General features: G+C 46.9%; 13 protein-coding genes. 3 read left to right on the top strand and 10 right to left on the bottom strand.

Annotated features, from left to right (window positions below; translation table 11 throughout):
• Window positions 1-71: 71 nt before the first annotated feature.
• The 3 genes from L5M51_RS16800 to fabB all read right to left on the bottom strand — a co-directional run bounded on the left by L5M51_RS16800 (window position 72) and on the right by fabB (window position 3593).
• Window positions 72-1088 carry an aspartate-semialdehyde dehydrogenase gene (locus tag L5M51_RS16800; protein WP_131523510.1) on the bottom strand — a complete coding sequence of 339 codons (1017 nt, stop codon included), beginning with the start codon at window positions 1086-1088 and terminating at the stop codon, window positions 72-74.
• Between the two features lie 2 nt (window positions 1089-1090).
• Window positions 1091-2221: a 4-phosphoerythronate dehydrogenase gene (locus L5M51_RS16795; protein WP_263146223.1), complete on the bottom strand. Its 1131-nt coding sequence runs from the start codon at window positions 2219-2221 to the stop codon at window positions 1091-1093.
• A 160-nt stretch (window positions 2222-2381) separates the two neighbouring features.
• The gene (gene fabB / locus L5M51_RS16790) at window positions 2382-3593 is read right to left on the bottom strand and encodes a beta-ketoacyl-ACP synthase I (RefSeq protein WP_041408164.1); all 1212 of its coding nucleotides are present in this window, start codon (window positions 3591-3593) and stop codon (window positions 2382-2384) included.
• Between the two features lie 138 nt (window positions 3594-3731).
• On the opposite strand from fabB, the gene mnmC reads away from it, so the two are divergent.
• Complete coding sequence (mnmC, locus tag L5M51_RS16785; RefSeq protein WP_263173816.1) at window positions 3732-5774, top strand: FAD-dependent 5-carboxymethylaminomethyl-2-thiouridine(34) oxidoreductase MnmC; 2043 nt, start codon at window positions 3732-3734, stop codon at window positions 5772-5774.
• Between the two features lie 96 nt (window positions 5775-5870).
• Here the strand turns inward: mnmC and L5M51_RS16780 are convergent, their stop codons facing one another.
• From L5M51_RS16780 to prmB, 6 genes are all read right to left on the bottom strand, one after another.
• On the bottom strand, window positions 5871-6650 hold the full coding sequence (locus L5M51_RS16780; protein ID WP_263173813.1) for an RNA methyltransferase: 780 nt from the start codon (window positions 6648-6650) through the stop codon (window positions 5871-5873).
• On the bottom strand, window positions 6640-6924 hold the full coding sequence (locus L5M51_RS16775; RefSeq protein ID WP_011788898.1) for a YfcL family protein: 285 nt from the start codon (window positions 6922-6924) through the stop codon (window positions 6640-6642). The genes L5M51_RS16780 and L5M51_RS16775 overlap by 11 nt, the downstream gene beginning before the upstream one ends.
• A 4-nt stretch (window positions 6925-6928) precedes the next feature.
• Window positions 6929-8107, bottom strand: a complete 1179-nt coding sequence (locus tag L5M51_RS16770; protein ID WP_263146208.1) for an ATP-NAD kinase family protein — start codon at window positions 8105-8107, stop codon at window positions 6929-6931.
• A gap of 58 nt (window positions 8108-8165) precedes the next feature.
• The gene (locus L5M51_RS16765; RefSeq protein WP_263146205.1) at window positions 8166-9341 is read right to left on the bottom strand and encodes an MFS transporter; all 1176 of its coding nucleotides are present in this window, start codon (window positions 9339-9341) and stop codon (window positions 8166-8168) included.
• A gap of 78 nt (window positions 9342-9419) precedes the next feature.
• Window positions 9420-10514, bottom strand: a complete 1095-nt coding sequence (gene aroC / locus L5M51_RS16760) for a chorismate synthase (RefSeq protein ID WP_028761043.1) — start codon at window positions 10512-10514, stop codon at window positions 9420-9422.
• A 124-nt stretch (window positions 10515-10638) separates the two neighbouring features.
• Window positions 10639-11583, bottom strand: a complete 945-nt coding sequence (gene prmB / locus L5M51_RS16755; protein ID WP_011788895.1) for a 50S ribosomal protein L3 N(5)-glutamine methyltransferase — start codon at window positions 11581-11583, stop codon at window positions 10639-10641.
• An 80-nt stretch (window positions 11584-11663) separates the two neighbouring features.
• Here prmB and smrB point away from each other — a divergent pair, with 80 nt between their 5' ends.
• Window positions 11664-12194, top strand: a complete 531-nt coding sequence (gene smrB, locus L5M51_RS16750; protein WP_263146201.1) for an endonuclease SmrB — start codon at window positions 11664-11666, stop codon at window positions 12192-12194.
• Window positions 12195-12292: 98 nt separating this feature from the next.
• On the opposite strand, the gene sixA is transcribed toward smrB, so the two are convergent.
• Window positions 12293-12763, bottom strand: a complete 471-nt coding sequence (gene sixA, locus L5M51_RS16745) for a phosphohistidine phosphatase SixA (RefSeq protein WP_028761045.1) — start codon at window positions 12761-12763, stop codon at window positions 12293-12295.
• Window positions 12764-12932: 169 nt separating this feature from the next.
• On the opposite strand from sixA, the gene L5M51_RS16740 reads away from it, so the two are divergent.
• Window positions 12933-15722, top strand: a complete 2790-nt coding sequence (locus L5M51_RS16740; protein WP_263146199.1) for an insulinase family protein — start codon at window positions 12933-12935, stop codon at window positions 15720-15722.
• The last annotated feature ends 18 nt before the right edge of the window (window positions 15723-15740 follow it).

The raw sequence follows: 15740 nt of genomic DNA, 5'->3' as shown, positions 1-15740 counted from the left end.
TTCACAATTGTAAAACAAAAAAAGCCTGCTGACAGCAGGCTTTTCAATGGGCATCAAATGCAATCTAATGCTTAGTAATAATCTCTCACTAAGATCTCGGCAATTTGCACACTGTTCAAGGCTGCGCCTTTACGAATATTGTCTGACACAACCCACAAGTTAATCCCGTGAGAATGAGAAATATCCTTACGAATGCGACCCACATAAACCGGATCGGTTCCTGCGGCATCTGTCACTGCTGTTGGATAATCATCATCGGATTCAAACAATACCACTCCTTCGGCATTACGCAGTAAAGCTTTAACGTCTTCGGCATCAACAGGCTGACGAGTTTCGATATTAATGGCTTCAGAGTGACCATAAAACACAGGCACACGTACGGCAGTCGCATTCACTAAAATCTCATCGTCACCGAAAATCTTCTGGGTTTCCCAGACCATTTTCATTTCTTCTTTGGTATAGCCGTTATCCATAAATTTATCGATTTGTGGCAATACGTTAAAAGCAATTTGTTTTGGATAGACTTCAGCGTCGGCAGGTAAACCTTGCAGTAATTTAGTGCACTGATGCGCTAATTCTTCAATGGCTTTTTTACCTGTGCCCGATACTGACTGGTACGTTGCCACATTAATGCGGCTGATACCATAGGCATCATAAATTGGCTTAAGTGCCACCAGCATTTGAATGGTTGAGCAATTTGGGTTAGCAATGATATTGCGATTGCGGAAATCAGCGATAGCATGCGGATTCACTTCAGGTACAACCAAAGGAATATCGATGTCGTATCTAAAGTGAGAGGTGTTATCAATCACAACACAGCCTGCTTCAGCAGCAATCGGTGCCCATTTGGCGGAAACATCACCACCTGCAGAGAAGAAACCAATTTGAGCTTGGGTCCAATCGAAGGTTTCTACGTCGAGAATGGTAATTTGTTTGCCATGAAAGCTGACCGTTTCACCGGCGCTGCGGCTACTGGCTAAAGGGTACAAATTGGCAACCGGGAAATTACGCTCTTCGAGGATCTCTATCATAGTTTGACCCACTGCGCCCGATGCACCTAAAACGACAACATTAAATTCCTGTGACATAGCTACTGACCGACTCCTGAAAAACCTAAATTAGACAACCAATCTACCTCAGATTGACCGTCATAAGCCAGCGCCAATGCACTAAATTCGCGTCTATGTTGGTGATTTTTTCTCATAGTGTCGAAGCCATTCTCATTTAAGAATGTATTTCTGAACATCTTGTCATCATCGCGCAAATCATAGACAAAACGCGCGAGCTGTAATAACGCTTTTTCATTCGGCGCGGTCGCAAGTTCGACCGCCTTAATGTTAAAGCTTGGCAAGAGATCCAGCAGACTTTTATCGGCAGCAATATTAAGTAACTGACACAGCTTTTGATAGAGCATAAAAGTGCCGCGCGCCTTACCTTCTAAGCTGTAACCTGCAATATGCGGCGTGGCAAATTCAGCCAGTGGTACGAGTTCAGGCATCGGTGTTGGCTCACCTTCCCACACATCGAGTACAAGTTTGAGATCATCACGCTGGCGTTTAGCTCTGACAAGTGCTTTGTTATCTATCACATCACCGCGGCAGCAATTCACTAACCATGTATTGGGTTTGAGCGCCTTTAAGCGCGCCTCATCGAACAAATGTTTGGTTTTATGCTCGCCCGTTCGCGTGATGGGCACATGTAAACTGATGATATCGGCCTGCGCCATGATGGTCTCTAAACTCACAAAACTACGCGGATCGCCCTCTGCAGCTTTAATGGGATCGTTAAGCAGTACTTTAATACCATAGGCTTGCAAACATTTTGCCGTTGCAGTGCCAGTGTTACCCGCGCCCACTATGCCGACGACCTTGCCCTTAAGCGGCGAATCAAACCGCTGTGCTAGCTCCAGCATAGCGATAAAAGCAAATTCCCCAACCGCAGTCGCATTGCAACCTGGCGCATTAGAGAAGGGGATATTACGCTCGGCAAGGTAGGCTAAATCCACATGATCTGTGCCTATAGTGGCACTGCCGACAAACTTCAGTTGATGATTGTCCGAGAGCAACTCGGCATTCACTTTGGTGACTGAGCGCACTAATAACACATCGGCATCGCGCACTTGCACTGCGGTTAACGTGCGGCCATTAACAGGAATAATTTCCCCGAGATCGCCAAATAGCGGTTCAACATAGGGCATATTTTCATCGACTAAAATCTTCATGGGCACCTGATCTAAAAAAAGTGGGAATGGAAGGCATCAAGATGCTCGGTATTCTAACAAGACTAATGGGATAAATCCTTGTCGATGCAACAGGTTTACAAAAAACGCCCATAAAAAAGGGAAGCCTAAGCTTCCCTTCTATCGCGTTTGATAAACAAACTTATTTGAATTTACGCATCACTAGCGTGGCGTTTGTACCGCCAAAACCAAAGCTGTTACTCATGACTGTATTCAGCTCAGCATCGCGATATTCACGCACGATAGGCATATCTTTCGCCGCTTCGTCCAGATTTTCGATATTGATGCTTGGAGCAATAAAGCTGTTTTCCATCATGATTAAGCTGTAAATCGCTTCATGTACGCCTGCGGCGCCTAATGCATGACCTGTCATAGACTTAGTCGATGCAATCGGTGGGCACTTGTCTTTGAAAACTTCACGTAGCGCTTCTAATTCACGCACGTCGCCCACTGGCGTTGAAGTGCCGTGAGTATTGATGTAATCGATTGGGGTATCGACATCCATCATCGCCATTTGCATACAACGCACAGCGCCTTCACCCGATGGCGCCACCATGTCATAACCGTCTGAAGACGCGCCATAACCAATCACTTCAGCGTAAATTTTTGCGCCGCGAGCCAGAGCATGCTCTAACTCTTCAACCACTAAAATACCGCCGCCGCCAGAAATCACAAAACCATCACGGTCTGCATCATAGGTACGAGAGGCTTTTTCGGGTGTGGCATTGTACTTGGTTGACAGTGCGCCCATAGCGTCGAAGCCCATGGTCAGTGTCCAATCCACTTCTTCAGCACCACCGGCAAACACCATGTCTTGCTTACCCATTTGGATAAGTTCAACGGCGTGACCAATACAGTGGGCGCTAGTTGCACAGGCTGAACTGATAGAATAATTCATGCCTTTAATTTTAAATGGCGTGGCTAAACAAGCGCTGGCCGTGCTCGACATGATGCGAGGCACAATATACGGACCTACGCGTTTAACGCCTTTTTCACGCAATGTATCGGCAGATTGTACTTGGTTGGACGATGATGCGCCGCCTGTACCCACAATCAAACCTACGCGTGGATCTGAATACTGTTCTTCAGTTAAATTGGCATCGGCAACCGCTTCTTGCATAGCAATGTAGGCATAAGCTGCCGCATCACCCATAAAACGCAATGCCTTACGATCGATATGCTCAGCAGGGTTTAACTTGATGTCACCCCATACATGGCTACGTAATTGCATCTCTTCAAACTGAGCTGAATGCGTAATACCACTGCGGCCCGCTTTCAGTGACTCGGTCACTTCTTGCTTGTTATTACCGATACTTGAAACAACACCCATTCCGGTGATCACGACTCTTTTCATTTTATTGCTATCCATTGTGTACATGTCAGTACCTACTTTTCGCTGAGCCAATAGTATCTGTTTTGACTCAATTAAGTGGTCAGCTTTCCATAAAGGCGAGTAAAATAATGCCAATTATGAGACCGAGAGTAAATTTCTTTGACTGCAGAGCCCAATAAACCTTGCCAAATTAAGCGCGATTACCCGCAATTAATCAACCTTTATCCCGCAACAGCTCACACTGATGCACACTATCTCAGCAAGTTGAGCATTTATCAGCAGCGGGTATTTGAGGCTCATTCACAGCAAAAACTCTTAGTATTAGGGCAAATTGGTTTAGGCAACGGGCTTGAACTCTTATCTTGGTGGCGCACTCAGACGAATCCTAACCAACGATTACTCCTTAACGTATTCGAACCCAATCCGATTAATGCGTACGAACTTAAATTACTTTGGGATCAATCCGCCAGTTTAACCAAAGTGCCTGAACTTGAGCCACTTGCCCAACGCTTACTTCATACAGAGCCGACGGCTATTATAGGTTGTCAGAGATTAATTTTTGATGACGGTCGTACCACAATCGACCTGCACTTTGGTGATATTCAATCCCAGCTCTGTTCACTCATCCATTCTCCGCTTCACCCCGTTCAGCACTGGCTGGTATTGCCCCATCTACAAAATGGGTTAAATCAGCAGATCCATTGGCAGATGGCAAAACTCAGTGACGATGGCGCCACTGTGGCAACTATTGGATTAAACGAATCAAGCGGATTAAGCGAAACTCCTGTGAGCCGTTTCCAAGCCTGCGGCTTTGAGGAGAGGGATTTTACCTGCGCTGCAATACAGACAAACCATCAGCCTGATGCCATTTTGTTACACGAGCGCCACGTCTTACGCCAGCAAGATGCTAAAGCCTATGCCTTTAATCCTATGGCTGCAATCTTACCCTCGGACGCGCCCAGCTCGATTGCCATCATAGGCGGCGGGTTAGCCTCGGCGCATTTGGCGCTGTCTTTGGCGGAACGAGGCCAAAGTACGCAGCTCTTTTGTAAAGATGCCAAGCTTGGCCAAGGCGCCTCGGGCAACCGCCAAGGGGCGATTTATCCGCTGCTGACACCGGAAAATGATGAATTAAGCCGCTTCTTCCAGCAAGCATTTTTATTTAGTCGACGTAGAGTACAGGCGCTGACATCTGTCCCCGCCCCAAATCAAGCGCCGATTTCCCATGATTTTTGCGGGGTATTGCAAACGGCCCACGATGAACGCAGCCAATTACGACTCGATAAAATTATTCAAAGCCAGAACTGGCCAAGTGAAATTGCCTATCGAGTCGATGCGCAGCAGGCCAATTCTCTTGCGAACATTAATATCGACAAATCAGGCTTTTTCTATCCGCTGGCTGGCTGGGTTTGTCCCTACGAATATGCCGAAGCCGCACTACAAAAAGCGCAGCAGCTTACTGAGGTCAAACTCCATTTGGAGACTGAGATCCTTGAAATTAAGCATCAAAGTGAAGGTTGGTATTTAACCACCGCTAAGCATCGCTTTGGCCCCTTTGCACAACTTGTGCTCGCCAATGGCGCAGCGCTCACGCAATTTGATGCCAGCAACAAATTACAAATTAGCCCTTTTCGCGGCCAAGTCAGCCATGTACCCGCTCAATTTCAATTGAGTCAGCTCGCGACTGTACTGTGCGCAAACGGTTATTTAACCCCGAGTCACCAAGGACTCCACTGCCTTGGCGCGAGTTACGTTAAAGAACCTAAGCATTTAGATTTTTGCCCGCAGGAGCAGCAAGAAAATCTCGCCAAAATGCACGAGAGTTATCCCAATCAGCCTTGGCTTGAAGATATCGACATGAGTGGCAACAATGCTCGCGTTGGCGTGCGTATGGTCACGCGGGATCATTTCCCTATGATGGGCTGCGCGCCCGATGTGCCACAAATTATTAAAGATTATGCGCAACATCAACTAACTAAAGAAAGTCGCCACTACTGGCAAACCATGCCAGCACCCGTGCATCAAGGGCTGTATATTCTTGGCGGGTTAGGCTCACGGGGATTAAGTTCTGGGCCACTGGCCGCCGAATGTCTCGCGGCGCAGCTTTGCGGCGAGCCAATACCACTCGATAAAGCAACTCTGTGTAAACTCAACCCTAATCGTATGTGGCTGCGAAAATTGCTCAAGGGCAAAGTGCTCTAGGCAATCAATCGCTAGAAAAATAACGTTTTTGAGCGCTATAAAAAAAGGGATTATGCCTTAGCTTTAATCCCTTTTTTATTATTTTCTGTAAACCACTTAAGCGGCAGTAACAACAATAGTGTTATCACTGCTGCTAGGTTCAAGACTGCTAGGCTCTACACAGCTAGCCTCTACACAGCTAGCCTCTACACAGCTAGCCTCAATATGTCGGGGCTTTCTCGATTCTCTCGCCACTTTTACCCGAGTACGATTGTTGTTATCACGACTCTGGCGGATCAGCGCATCGCCGCCTATGCTCGATGTCAGATCTGCAGCCTCACGGTGGGATTTAGCCAATCTGTCGTATAACAGCACATTGACCGAAGCCGCAAGATTCATACAACCGACCGTAGGCACATACACTACAGCATCAGCCTTATCGATAATCTCTTGCCCAATGGTGCCATCTTCAGGACCAAACACATAAAAGGCTTTTGCGGGATGGACAAACTCCGGCAGCGGCGTTGCGCCCACCACCAAATCGACACAGATAAGCTGAGTGCCCGCCGGAATCGCGGCTAACAATGAAGTGACGCCCGTGAGCGGAATGCGCTCGCCAGCATCTTTAGTATCGACATGGTATTGCACAGCACCCGAACGCGCGGCTAACTCGTAGCGCCTGCCAGTGTAAAATACGCCATCGACGCCATAACAACCCGATGCGCGCATAATGCCACCGACGTTAACGGGTGTTTTAGGATTCACTAAACCGATAAATACCGCGCTAGCATTGAGCGTTTGCTCACAGGCTAATTCAGCACTCGGCATTTCTACACTCGTTACTTCGGTATTAGTCACGTGCTCGTTGTCAGTCATCGGCTGGGAGCTAGGCAACATCCAATTCGCCTATAATCTTTGCCTGCAGCTGTGCCCATGCCTGTTCAACCAAGGCATAATCGGCATCATTTAATTCTTGGCGCGCGAGTGCTAGACAGTCGGTCATTTTTAGCATTAAAGCATCAAGATCCGTTTCACCCTGTGCTTCCAATTGGGACAACACTACGGCCACATGGCCCTGTAAGTAGCCACAGGCAAACAAAGCATCGTCATCACCATGACTAACAACGCTGGCGATCCACTGTTCTAATGCGTCTTCGTAATGCTCTAACATGGGTCTAACTCTCCATTAATACTGGATTGGCCGACACATCTGCTGCGACCAATAAATCTGGATTGGCCACCTGATACATGACGTAATCATGGTAGCCCGTCGTCACTTTATAATAGCCGCCAAGCTCGCTATCTAATTTAGGGTCGCCACTATCCACAATTAGTGGTCGTCCATCAAGTGCTTTTAGCTTAGTTTTTGTGGCAAGGATAATAATATTGTCTTTTCCGATGCGCCGAATGAGCTCGGGCGACAATTGTTGATTACCGCGCCCTAAGATATGGCCTTGACCGCCAATCAGAGTGATCACCAACTTAGCCGGCTTATCTTGGGTCAGTTCGAGTAATTTGTTCGCGGTTAAGTCACTGCCGACTAAACTTTTATTTTGAATAAGATCAACACCGAGCAGGGTATTATCGAGGCCTAACTCTTCCATCACAAAGGCAACCGTACTGCCAGAGCCCATGATGTACAGTTCATCTTCCATTTGATTGATCACATCGGCGGCGATATCGGCCAGCACGAGTTCATCGACTTCCTTACCGCCCATCTTCACCGCTTGCACATAACGCGGCTCGGCGGGCACTAAGAGCTCACCAAAGCGTTTAGCGCGCACTGTGCCTTGGCGAAAAGCCACTTCATCAATATCCATTACATCGGCGGACATCAAACTGACAAGTTCGCCATCGAGTAACATCTTGACCACCATGCCAGACGCATGGGGCGTAATGCCGTAAACGCCGGAATGAATTTTCACCCCAGCAGGCACACCGAGCACAGGGAGTTTGTCGTCGATAGTGGCTTGTTCAAATACGGAGTAAACATCGCGGGCCGTGCCATCGCCACCGGCAAAAAGGAGTAAATCCAGCGGTTCATCCAGCAGCGCACGCACAACGGCCTGCGTATCCAGTGCCTGAGTTTTATCCGGAGTTTGATACACCACTCGCGTGGTAAAACCGAGTGTTTTAGCGGCGTCTTCACCCATGATGCCTGAAGCAGTAATGACTTCAATGTCATCACTATAATCACGGATAACCTCGAGGGCCTGCATCATACGCAAGGCGGCTTTGGGTTCAGCGCCTAAGGCGAGCGCTTCTTCGGCAACGCCATCGCTGCCCTTAAGACCAACACTGCCACCTAAGCCAGCCAACGGATTGACAACTAACCCTAAACGAAACCGAATCACCTTTACCTCACTTAACACAATCTTTTGATTTTTATATTTTTTATCTTAATGGATATGACTAGGCCGTATGGGCTACAACACTCGGTTTATCCTTAGGGATAAAGAATACCGCCAGCATAGCGGCAAAGGCGCATACTGCGGCAAATACCCAAGACCAAACCGCCCCGCTACCATCGCCCCAAATAAAGCCACAAATCCAAGTACCGAGCGCGCCGCCAACCCCAAAACTTAAACTGGCGTATAGGGCTTGACCTTGGCTTCTGTGACTCGCATCGAAATGTTTATGCACAAATTGAATCGATGCGGCGTGGGTTAAACCAAAGGTAAAGGCATGTAATAATTGGCTAAAACCAAGCCACAACACGCTATCTACCCCAAAGGCAACCAATAACCAACGCAAGCAAGTCATGCCGATGCTGACAATCAATAAGGTATTCACACCATAGCGGCCGAGTAAACGCGGCGCGAACATAAACATCACGATCTCGGCCATAGCGCCAAGAGCGACAAATATGCCCGCCGAGGATTCGGAGTAACCCGCTTGCTTTAAATATAAAACGAAGAAGCCGTAGAAAGGTCCCGCGCTCATTTGCAGCAACATCGCCGAGACTAAGAACCAAATAATCGCCCGATTCCATTGCAATGGCGGCCGCACTTGGCTGGTGTCGCGCACTAAACGATTTGCTGGTAATGGCAACGCACTGGCTAACATGCCAATAAATAATGACAAACCAATATAAGGCAACACCTCAGTGCCCCACTGACCAATGGCAAAGCCCGCACCGACAACAAGACAAATATAACCGACACTACCCCAACTGCGAATTTGACCGTAGCGGCTGGCATTCTCGCCTAAGGTTTCTAAGGTGATCACTTCAAGCTGGGCGAGGATTGCATTCCAAAAGAAGGTATATAAGGCCAAACTCAGCGCCATATACACAAAACCACCATGGTAGAAGAAACTCAAATACGCCAGCGCGGCGGCTCCCGCGCCCATTTTGATCAGCTCGGCGCGCATCCCCGTTCGGTCAGCCACTTTAGCCCACACATTCGGCGCAACGATGCGCGTCGCCATCAGGATGGCGAGTAAAAAGCCAATTTCTTGAGGATTAAAACCGCGATTTTCGAAGAAGACCCCAAGATAAGGGACCATAGTGCCGAGAATAGAAAAGAAGAAAAAATAGCAGGCACAAAGCCAGCGCAATTGCCGGCTTGTGCTAGAAGAAGTTGACATTAACGCATTCCATTTATCTCATGCTACTCATTGTATCGTTATCGCATACCAGCTATTTCATGCGCCTATCTCATACCCCTATCTCATTCCGAGAACGGGCGTGTGACTGCGTACATCCTGATTTTGCGCTCTGTGTCTTAATAAGTGATCCATCAACACAATGGCAAGCATAGCTTCGGCAATCGGTACCGCGCGGATCCCAACACAAGGATCGTGACGACCTTTAGTGACCACTTCAGCCATTTCACCCTGTGCCGTCATACTTTGACCTGGCACGCTGATGCTGGAGGTGGGTTTTAACGCAATATGGGCAATTATCGGCTGACCCGACGAAATCCCACCGAGCACACCGCCCGCATGATTAGATTCAAAGCCTTGCGGCGACATTAAGTCACGCCCTTCGGAGCCCTTTTGCGTCACGACACCAAAACCATCACCAATCTCAACACCTTTGACGGCATTAATACCCATCAGAGCGTGGGCGATATCGGCATCGAGTCTATCAAATACTGGCTCACCTAAACCCACTGGCACACCTGTCGCGATAACGGAGATTTTCGCGCCAATCGAGTCACCGGATTTTTTCAGCTCACGCATGTATTCATCGAGCGCTTCCAGCTTGCTAGCATCGGGGAAGAAAAAGGCATTTTGCTCGATTTGGTCAAGATCAATGGTCTGCGCACAAATAGGACCCAGCTGCGACATATAGCCGTAGATCTCGATACCGTGAACTTGCTTTAAATACTTTTTAGCCACAGCACCCGCCGCAACCCGCATCGCAGTTTCACGGGCTGAAGAGCGGCCACCACCGCGGTAGTCACGCATACCGTACTTTTGCTGGTAGGTATAATCGGCGTGCCCAGGGCGAAATAAATCTTTGATATTAGAGTAATCTTGACTGCGTTGATCGGTATTTTCAATCAAGAGTCCAATCGAGGTGCCCGTGGTTTTACCTTCGAAGACGCCGGATAAAATCCGCACTTCATCGGGCTCACGGCGTGCCGTGGTATATCGGGATGTCCCAGGACGACGGCGGTCAAGATCGTGCTGCATATCGGCTTCGGTTAATTCAAGCCCAGGAGGGCAACCATCAATAATGCAACCCAGTGCAACACCGTGACTCTCACCAAACGTCGTCACTACAAAATTTTGACCAATACTGTTTCCAGACATCCGCTTTGTACACCTTAGGTTATTTGTTCATCGCTCCGTGTCCAGCGAGTACTGGACAATTTATTTTCCCGCTGCAAGCCTAACTGGCAGCGGGAAAAGTCTCAACCTAATTTGCTATCTTAGGCTATTGTGCGTCGCGATAAATGCCGAACACTGACTGATTTTCGACCAGTTGATCGCGGGTCAATACAAATACGCCATCGCCGCCATTTTCAAAGTTAATCCAAGTGAATGGCACTTCTGGGAACTGCTCAATCAAATGCACCATAGAATTACCGACTTCGACTACGAGTAAACCCGTTGGCGTGAGGTATTGCGCGGCATTGGCGAGTATACGCTTGGTTAAATCTAACCCGTCGCGACCTGAGGCTAAACCAATGGCTGGCTCATGGTGATATTCATCAGGCATGTCGCCAATGTCTTCAGCATCCACATAAGGTGGGTTTGAAACAATCAAATCATACTGAGGCCCTTCTGGGATGGCCGAAAACAGATCCGATTGCATCGGGAAAACTCTGTCCATCACACCTAAGGTTTCGATATTGATTTGCGCCACATCTAAGGCATCTTCGCTGATATCCAGCGCATCGACTTCGGCGTCTTCAAATTCATAGGCACAGGCAATCGCGATACAAGCGCTGCCAGTACATAAATCTAAAATACGTGTGACTGGCTTGTTATATAACCAAGGGCTAAAACGGTTAGCGATCATTTCGGCAATCGGTGAACGAGGCACTAACACGCGCTCATCGACGTAAAACTCAAGCCCAGCAAAACGCGCCTTGTTGGTCAAGTAAGGCACAGGTAAGCGCTCTCTCACTCGACGAATGATCAACTCGACAATTTTATGCTTTTCACTGCTGGTCAAGTTACTTAAAATCACTTGCTGACCGATTTCTTCGGGTAAGTGTAAGGCATGGAAAACTAAGGCGATGGCTTCATCCCACGCATTATCAGTACCATGACCATAATACACATTGGCATCGTTAAAACGGCTCACGGCCCAACGTAACATATCGCCAATAGTACGTAATTCTGTCACAGCTTCATCTACAAAGATCTTATCCAAAACGTGCTCCCGCTAGTTTGTTCGCAAACATTGTAACTGAACTCTATTCAGAAACCATAGGATTCAATAGAATACCCGCCATGAATAAAGACGACGACAAAGAAGGCTTGGCGATGTTCTCAAAGCTTATTGATGGAATTAAACCCATCACGCAAAATAAGCGACACTTTCGCATGCCCTTAAAAACCAAACAAGAAATAGAACTGAAAGAGCAGCAACTGCATGCTAACAGTTATTTCTCAGATACTTATCAACCACTACTGCCTGTACAAGGGCCGATGCGTTGGTTGGAAGAAGGTGTTGAAAGCTTAGAGCTCAAGCGCCTCAGACGCGGCGATTACCAGCCAGATTTACTGCTGGATTTGCACGGCTATCGCCAATCAGAAGCCAAACTTGAGTTAGCGGCACTGATCCAAGCCTGCGTTAAACAGCAAAGCCTGTGCTGCTGCATTATGCATGGTTATGGCAGTGGCATATTGAAACAACAAGTTCCCATGTGGTTAGTGCAGCATCCTATGGTGAAAGCTTTCCATCAAGCGCCTAAAGAATGGGGTGGCGATGCGGCGTTATTAGTGCTGATTGATATTGGCGAGCAGCCGCATAGACGTTAGCTAGCTATCGGCTTAGGCTTTAACATTTACTATTTAGCGAAAACAAACGGCCCATTTAATGTGGGCCGTTTGTTTTGTAAAAGAGATATAAACCTAGATTAGCTAATACTATGGGGGGCGTGCTGCCACACGATTGAGGCTTGCTCGGCATGTTTATCAATGAGCGTAATGCCTGACGTCGCGAATAATGGCGGCTCAACGCCAGCCACTAACTCACTGACTAAGTAGCCCAGTAACGGCATGTGAGCAATCACGAGTACTTTATCCGCTTTGTATAACTCAGCATAAGCCACAACCAAGGCGGCTACATTAGCGGGATCGCCAGAAGGCACAAGATCATCGGCGACTAGCCACTTACGTGGCTCAGGAAAATGCTGACTCAGTTCCTGCCACGTTTGCTGTGCTCGTAAGTAAGGACTAACTAAAACAAGATCGAAATCAGCCACACTGCGAGCTAGCCAGTTGCTCATCAACACAGTATGGTGCCTTCCAACATCGGTCAGTGTTCTGTCTCTATCAGACTGAGCATTAAATCCGGCGTCACCATGTCTCATCAAAAATAGCTGCATACTTCTCTCGCGACTCAAACTTGTTTTTGTTTTATCCCAATTGTAGCCCTAAAATCCGTTTCAACAAACCTCACAAGACTTAATCTTTAGTCGATAAACACAAGAGATATTTGCTAAAAACCATTAAGACTATCAATATATAACAAGCTATCGTTACCGGAGTGTCTCTTTGCAAGCCTCTCAGTCCATATATAAAAGTCCAAATGATCACCGCCAGTATCGTTATCTTGTATTAGATAATGCGCTCAGGGTGTTATTGGTTGAAGATCAAGATGCTAGCCAAGCTGCCGCATCTATGGCTGTTGGCGTGGGTCATTTTGATGATCCCGCAGATAGACCCGGCATGGCGCACTTTTTAGAGCATATGCTCTTTCTAGGTACTGAGAAATTCCCAGACTCAGGCGAGTATCACGCCTTTATCAACCAACATGGCGGCAGCAATAACGCTTGGACGGGCACAGAGCACACTAACTTCTTTTTCACCATCAATGAAGAAGTATTTGCCGACTCCTTAGACAGATTCAGCCAATTTTTTATCGCCCCAAAATTTGATTTAGATTTAGTCGATAGAGAACGCCAAGCTATTGAATCTGAATTTAGTTTAAAACTGAAAGATGATATCCGTCGAACCTATCAAGTACTCAAAGAGACAGTCAACCCACGGCATCCATTTTCGAAATTTTCCGTGGGTAACTTAGTCACCTTAGGCGGAGAACAGGCACAGGTACGTAGTGAATTACTCGATTTCTATCAAAGCCATTACAGCGCTAACTTAATGACCTTGTGCTTAGTCGCTCCGCTTTCCCTTGATGAATTACAAGATTTAGCCTGTCACTATTTTAGTGGGATCCGAAACTTGAACTTAGTGAAAAACTATCCTCAAGTACCACTATTTTCAGAAAAAGAACTGTTGAGGCAAATCGATATTGTACCGCTTAAGGAGCAAAAACGCTTAAGCATCAGTTTTAATTTCCCAGGAATTGATCACTACTACAAACGTAAGCCTTTGACTTATATCAGCCATATTTTAGGCAATGAGAGTCATGGCAGTCTGTTGTCGTATCTGAAAGAACAAGGATTAGTGAACAACTTGTCTGCGGGCGGCGGTGTAAATGGTTATAACTTCAAGGATTACAGTATCGGTTTACAGTTAACCGATAAAGGGCTAGGCAATCTCGATGAAATTATCAGCTGCTGTTTTGAGTATATTGAACTTATCAAAACCCAAGGCTTAGATGAATGGCGTTATTTGGAGCGTGCAAACCTGCTCAAAATGGCGTTTCGTTATCAAGAGCAAGTTAAATCACTCGATTTAGCCAGCCATCTCAGTATCAATATGCATCACTATGAAGTCGAAGACTTGGTCTTTGGCGATTATCGGATGGATGGGCTGGATATCCCTGAAACCATTGAGCTACTTGAGCTCATGGTGCCACAGAATATGCGCCTGCAGCTTATCGCCCAGTCGGTTAAAACGGATCGTAAAGCAAACTGGTATCACACGCCGTACAAAGTCCGCCCAATTGCGCCACAGTCCCTCGCTCGTTGGAAAGTGAACAATATTCGCCCTGAATTACAACTACCGGCTGCAAATCCTTTTATTGTCGCCGACTCGATTGCCCGTCCGGATAAGAGCGATGTTGACGTGCCTGTGATAGTTGCTGAATCAACTGGATACCGCATTTGGCATAAGAAAGATGATGAGTTTAATGTGCCAAAGGGTCACATGTATTTATCGCTGGATTCAGAGCAGGCAAGTAAAACGCCAAGGCATGCCGCCCTCACCCGCTTATATGTTGAAATGCTACTCGATTATCTCACCGAGCCAACCTATCAGGCCGAAGTTGCTGGATTAAGCTATAACATTTATCCGCATCAAGGCGGAATTACACTGCATTTATCGGGCTTTACCGGCAATCAAGAAACGTTATTAGCGCTATTAATCCATAAAGCCAGAGAGCGCAATTTTACCGAAGAGCGCTTTGCCCTCATAAAATCTCAGCTTCTGCGCAGTTGGCAGAATCAAACACAGGCTAAACCGATTTCACAATTATTTACTAGCCTGACTGTTACGCTGCAAAAAAGCAGTTATGAACCAGCACGTATGGCTCAAATGTTGGAAGATATTAGCCTAGAAGATTTACATAACCATGTACGCGCCTTCTACGAAAAGATCTATCTTGAAGGGTTAGTCTACGGGGATTGGTTAGTCTCTGAAGCACAAGCTCTCGGCAAACGTTTAGAGCACATTTTATCCTTAGTTTCGACGCCGAGCGCCGAGTCCACCAGAGAATTAGTGAATTTAACAGGCCAAGGCACGTTACTGAGAGAACTCGCAATAGATCATCAAGATAGCGCAATTATTGTGTATTACCAATCTGCCGTGGCAACACCCGAAAAAATGGCGCTATTTAGCTTACTGAATCACACTATGTCGTCCACCTTCTTCCATGAGCTGCGTACTGAAAAACAGTTGGGCTATATGGTAGGCACAGGTTACCTGCCGCTCAATCGTCATCCTGGACTTATTTTCTATATTCAGTCACCCACAACTGGGCCCCTGCATTTATTAGAAGCCATCGACGAGTTTATTGCCGACTTTAATTATGCAGTGATGCAAATCACCAACGAAGAATGGGAAAGCACAAAGGTAGGTCTGATTAATCAAATCATGGAGCACGACGCGAACCTCAAAACTCGCAGTCAACGTTATTGGGTCAGTGTCGGCAATAGAGATTATAAATTTAACCAAAGAGAACTCGTCGTAGACGAAATCACTAAGCTCACCCGCACTGATTTACTCAAATTCATGATGCGTAAAATGCGTACTAAGCACAGCGATCGCTTAGTGTTATTTAGCACAGGTGAACAACACAGAACCCAAGCCGCGCTGATGTCAGACAAAATGATCACGGATCTTAAAGTTTTTAAGCAAACGGCAGAAAAGTTTAATTTCTAAACAAAAAACACTTTTGCT

The sequence above is a fragment of the Shewanella sp. SM73 genome (assembly GCF_025653795.1).
Lineage (GTDB): Bacteria > Pseudomonadota > Gammaproteobacteria > Enterobacterales > Shewanellaceae > Shewanella > Shewanella oncorhynchi.
This window is presented reverse-complemented; position numbering and strand designations above follow the sequence as displayed.

Excerpts from the sequence above, each read along its gene's own strand:
- L5M51_RS16795 (WP_263146223.1), bottom strand. The coding sequence starts at position 2,221 with ATGAAGATTTTAGTCGATGAAAATATGCCCTATGTTGAACCGCTATTT.
- L5M51_RS16780 (WP_263173813.1), bottom strand. The coding sequence starts at position 6,650 with ATGTTGCCTAGCTCCCAGCCGATGACTGACAACGAGCACGTGACTAAT.
- smrB (WP_263146201.1), top strand. The coding sequence starts at position 11,664 with ATGAATAAAGACGACGACAAAGAAGGCTTGGCGATGTTCTCAAAGCTT.
- sixA (WP_028761045.1), bottom strand. The coding sequence starts at position 12,763 with ATGCAGCTATTTTTGATGAGACATGGTGACGCCGGATTTAATGCTCAG.
- L5M51_RS16775 (WP_011788898.1), bottom strand. The coding sequence starts at position 6,924 with ATGTTAGAGCATTACGAAGACGCATTAGAACAGTGGATCGCCAGCGTT.
- L5M51_RS16765 (WP_263146205.1), bottom strand. The coding sequence starts at position 9,341 with ATGTCAACTTCTTCTAGCACAAGCCGGCAATTGCGCTGGCTTTGTGCC.
- fabB (WP_041408164.1), bottom strand. The coding sequence starts at position 3,593 with ATGAAAAGAGTCGTGATCACCGGAATGGGTGTTGTTTCAAGTATCGGT.
- aroC (WP_028761043.1), bottom strand. The coding sequence starts at position 10,514 with ATGTCTGGAAACAGTATTGGTCAAAATTTTGTAGTGACGACGTTTGGT.
- L5M51_RS16800 (WP_131523510.1), bottom strand. The coding sequence starts at position 1,088 with ATGTCACAGGAATTTAATGTTGTCGTTTTAGGTGCATCGGGCGCAGTG.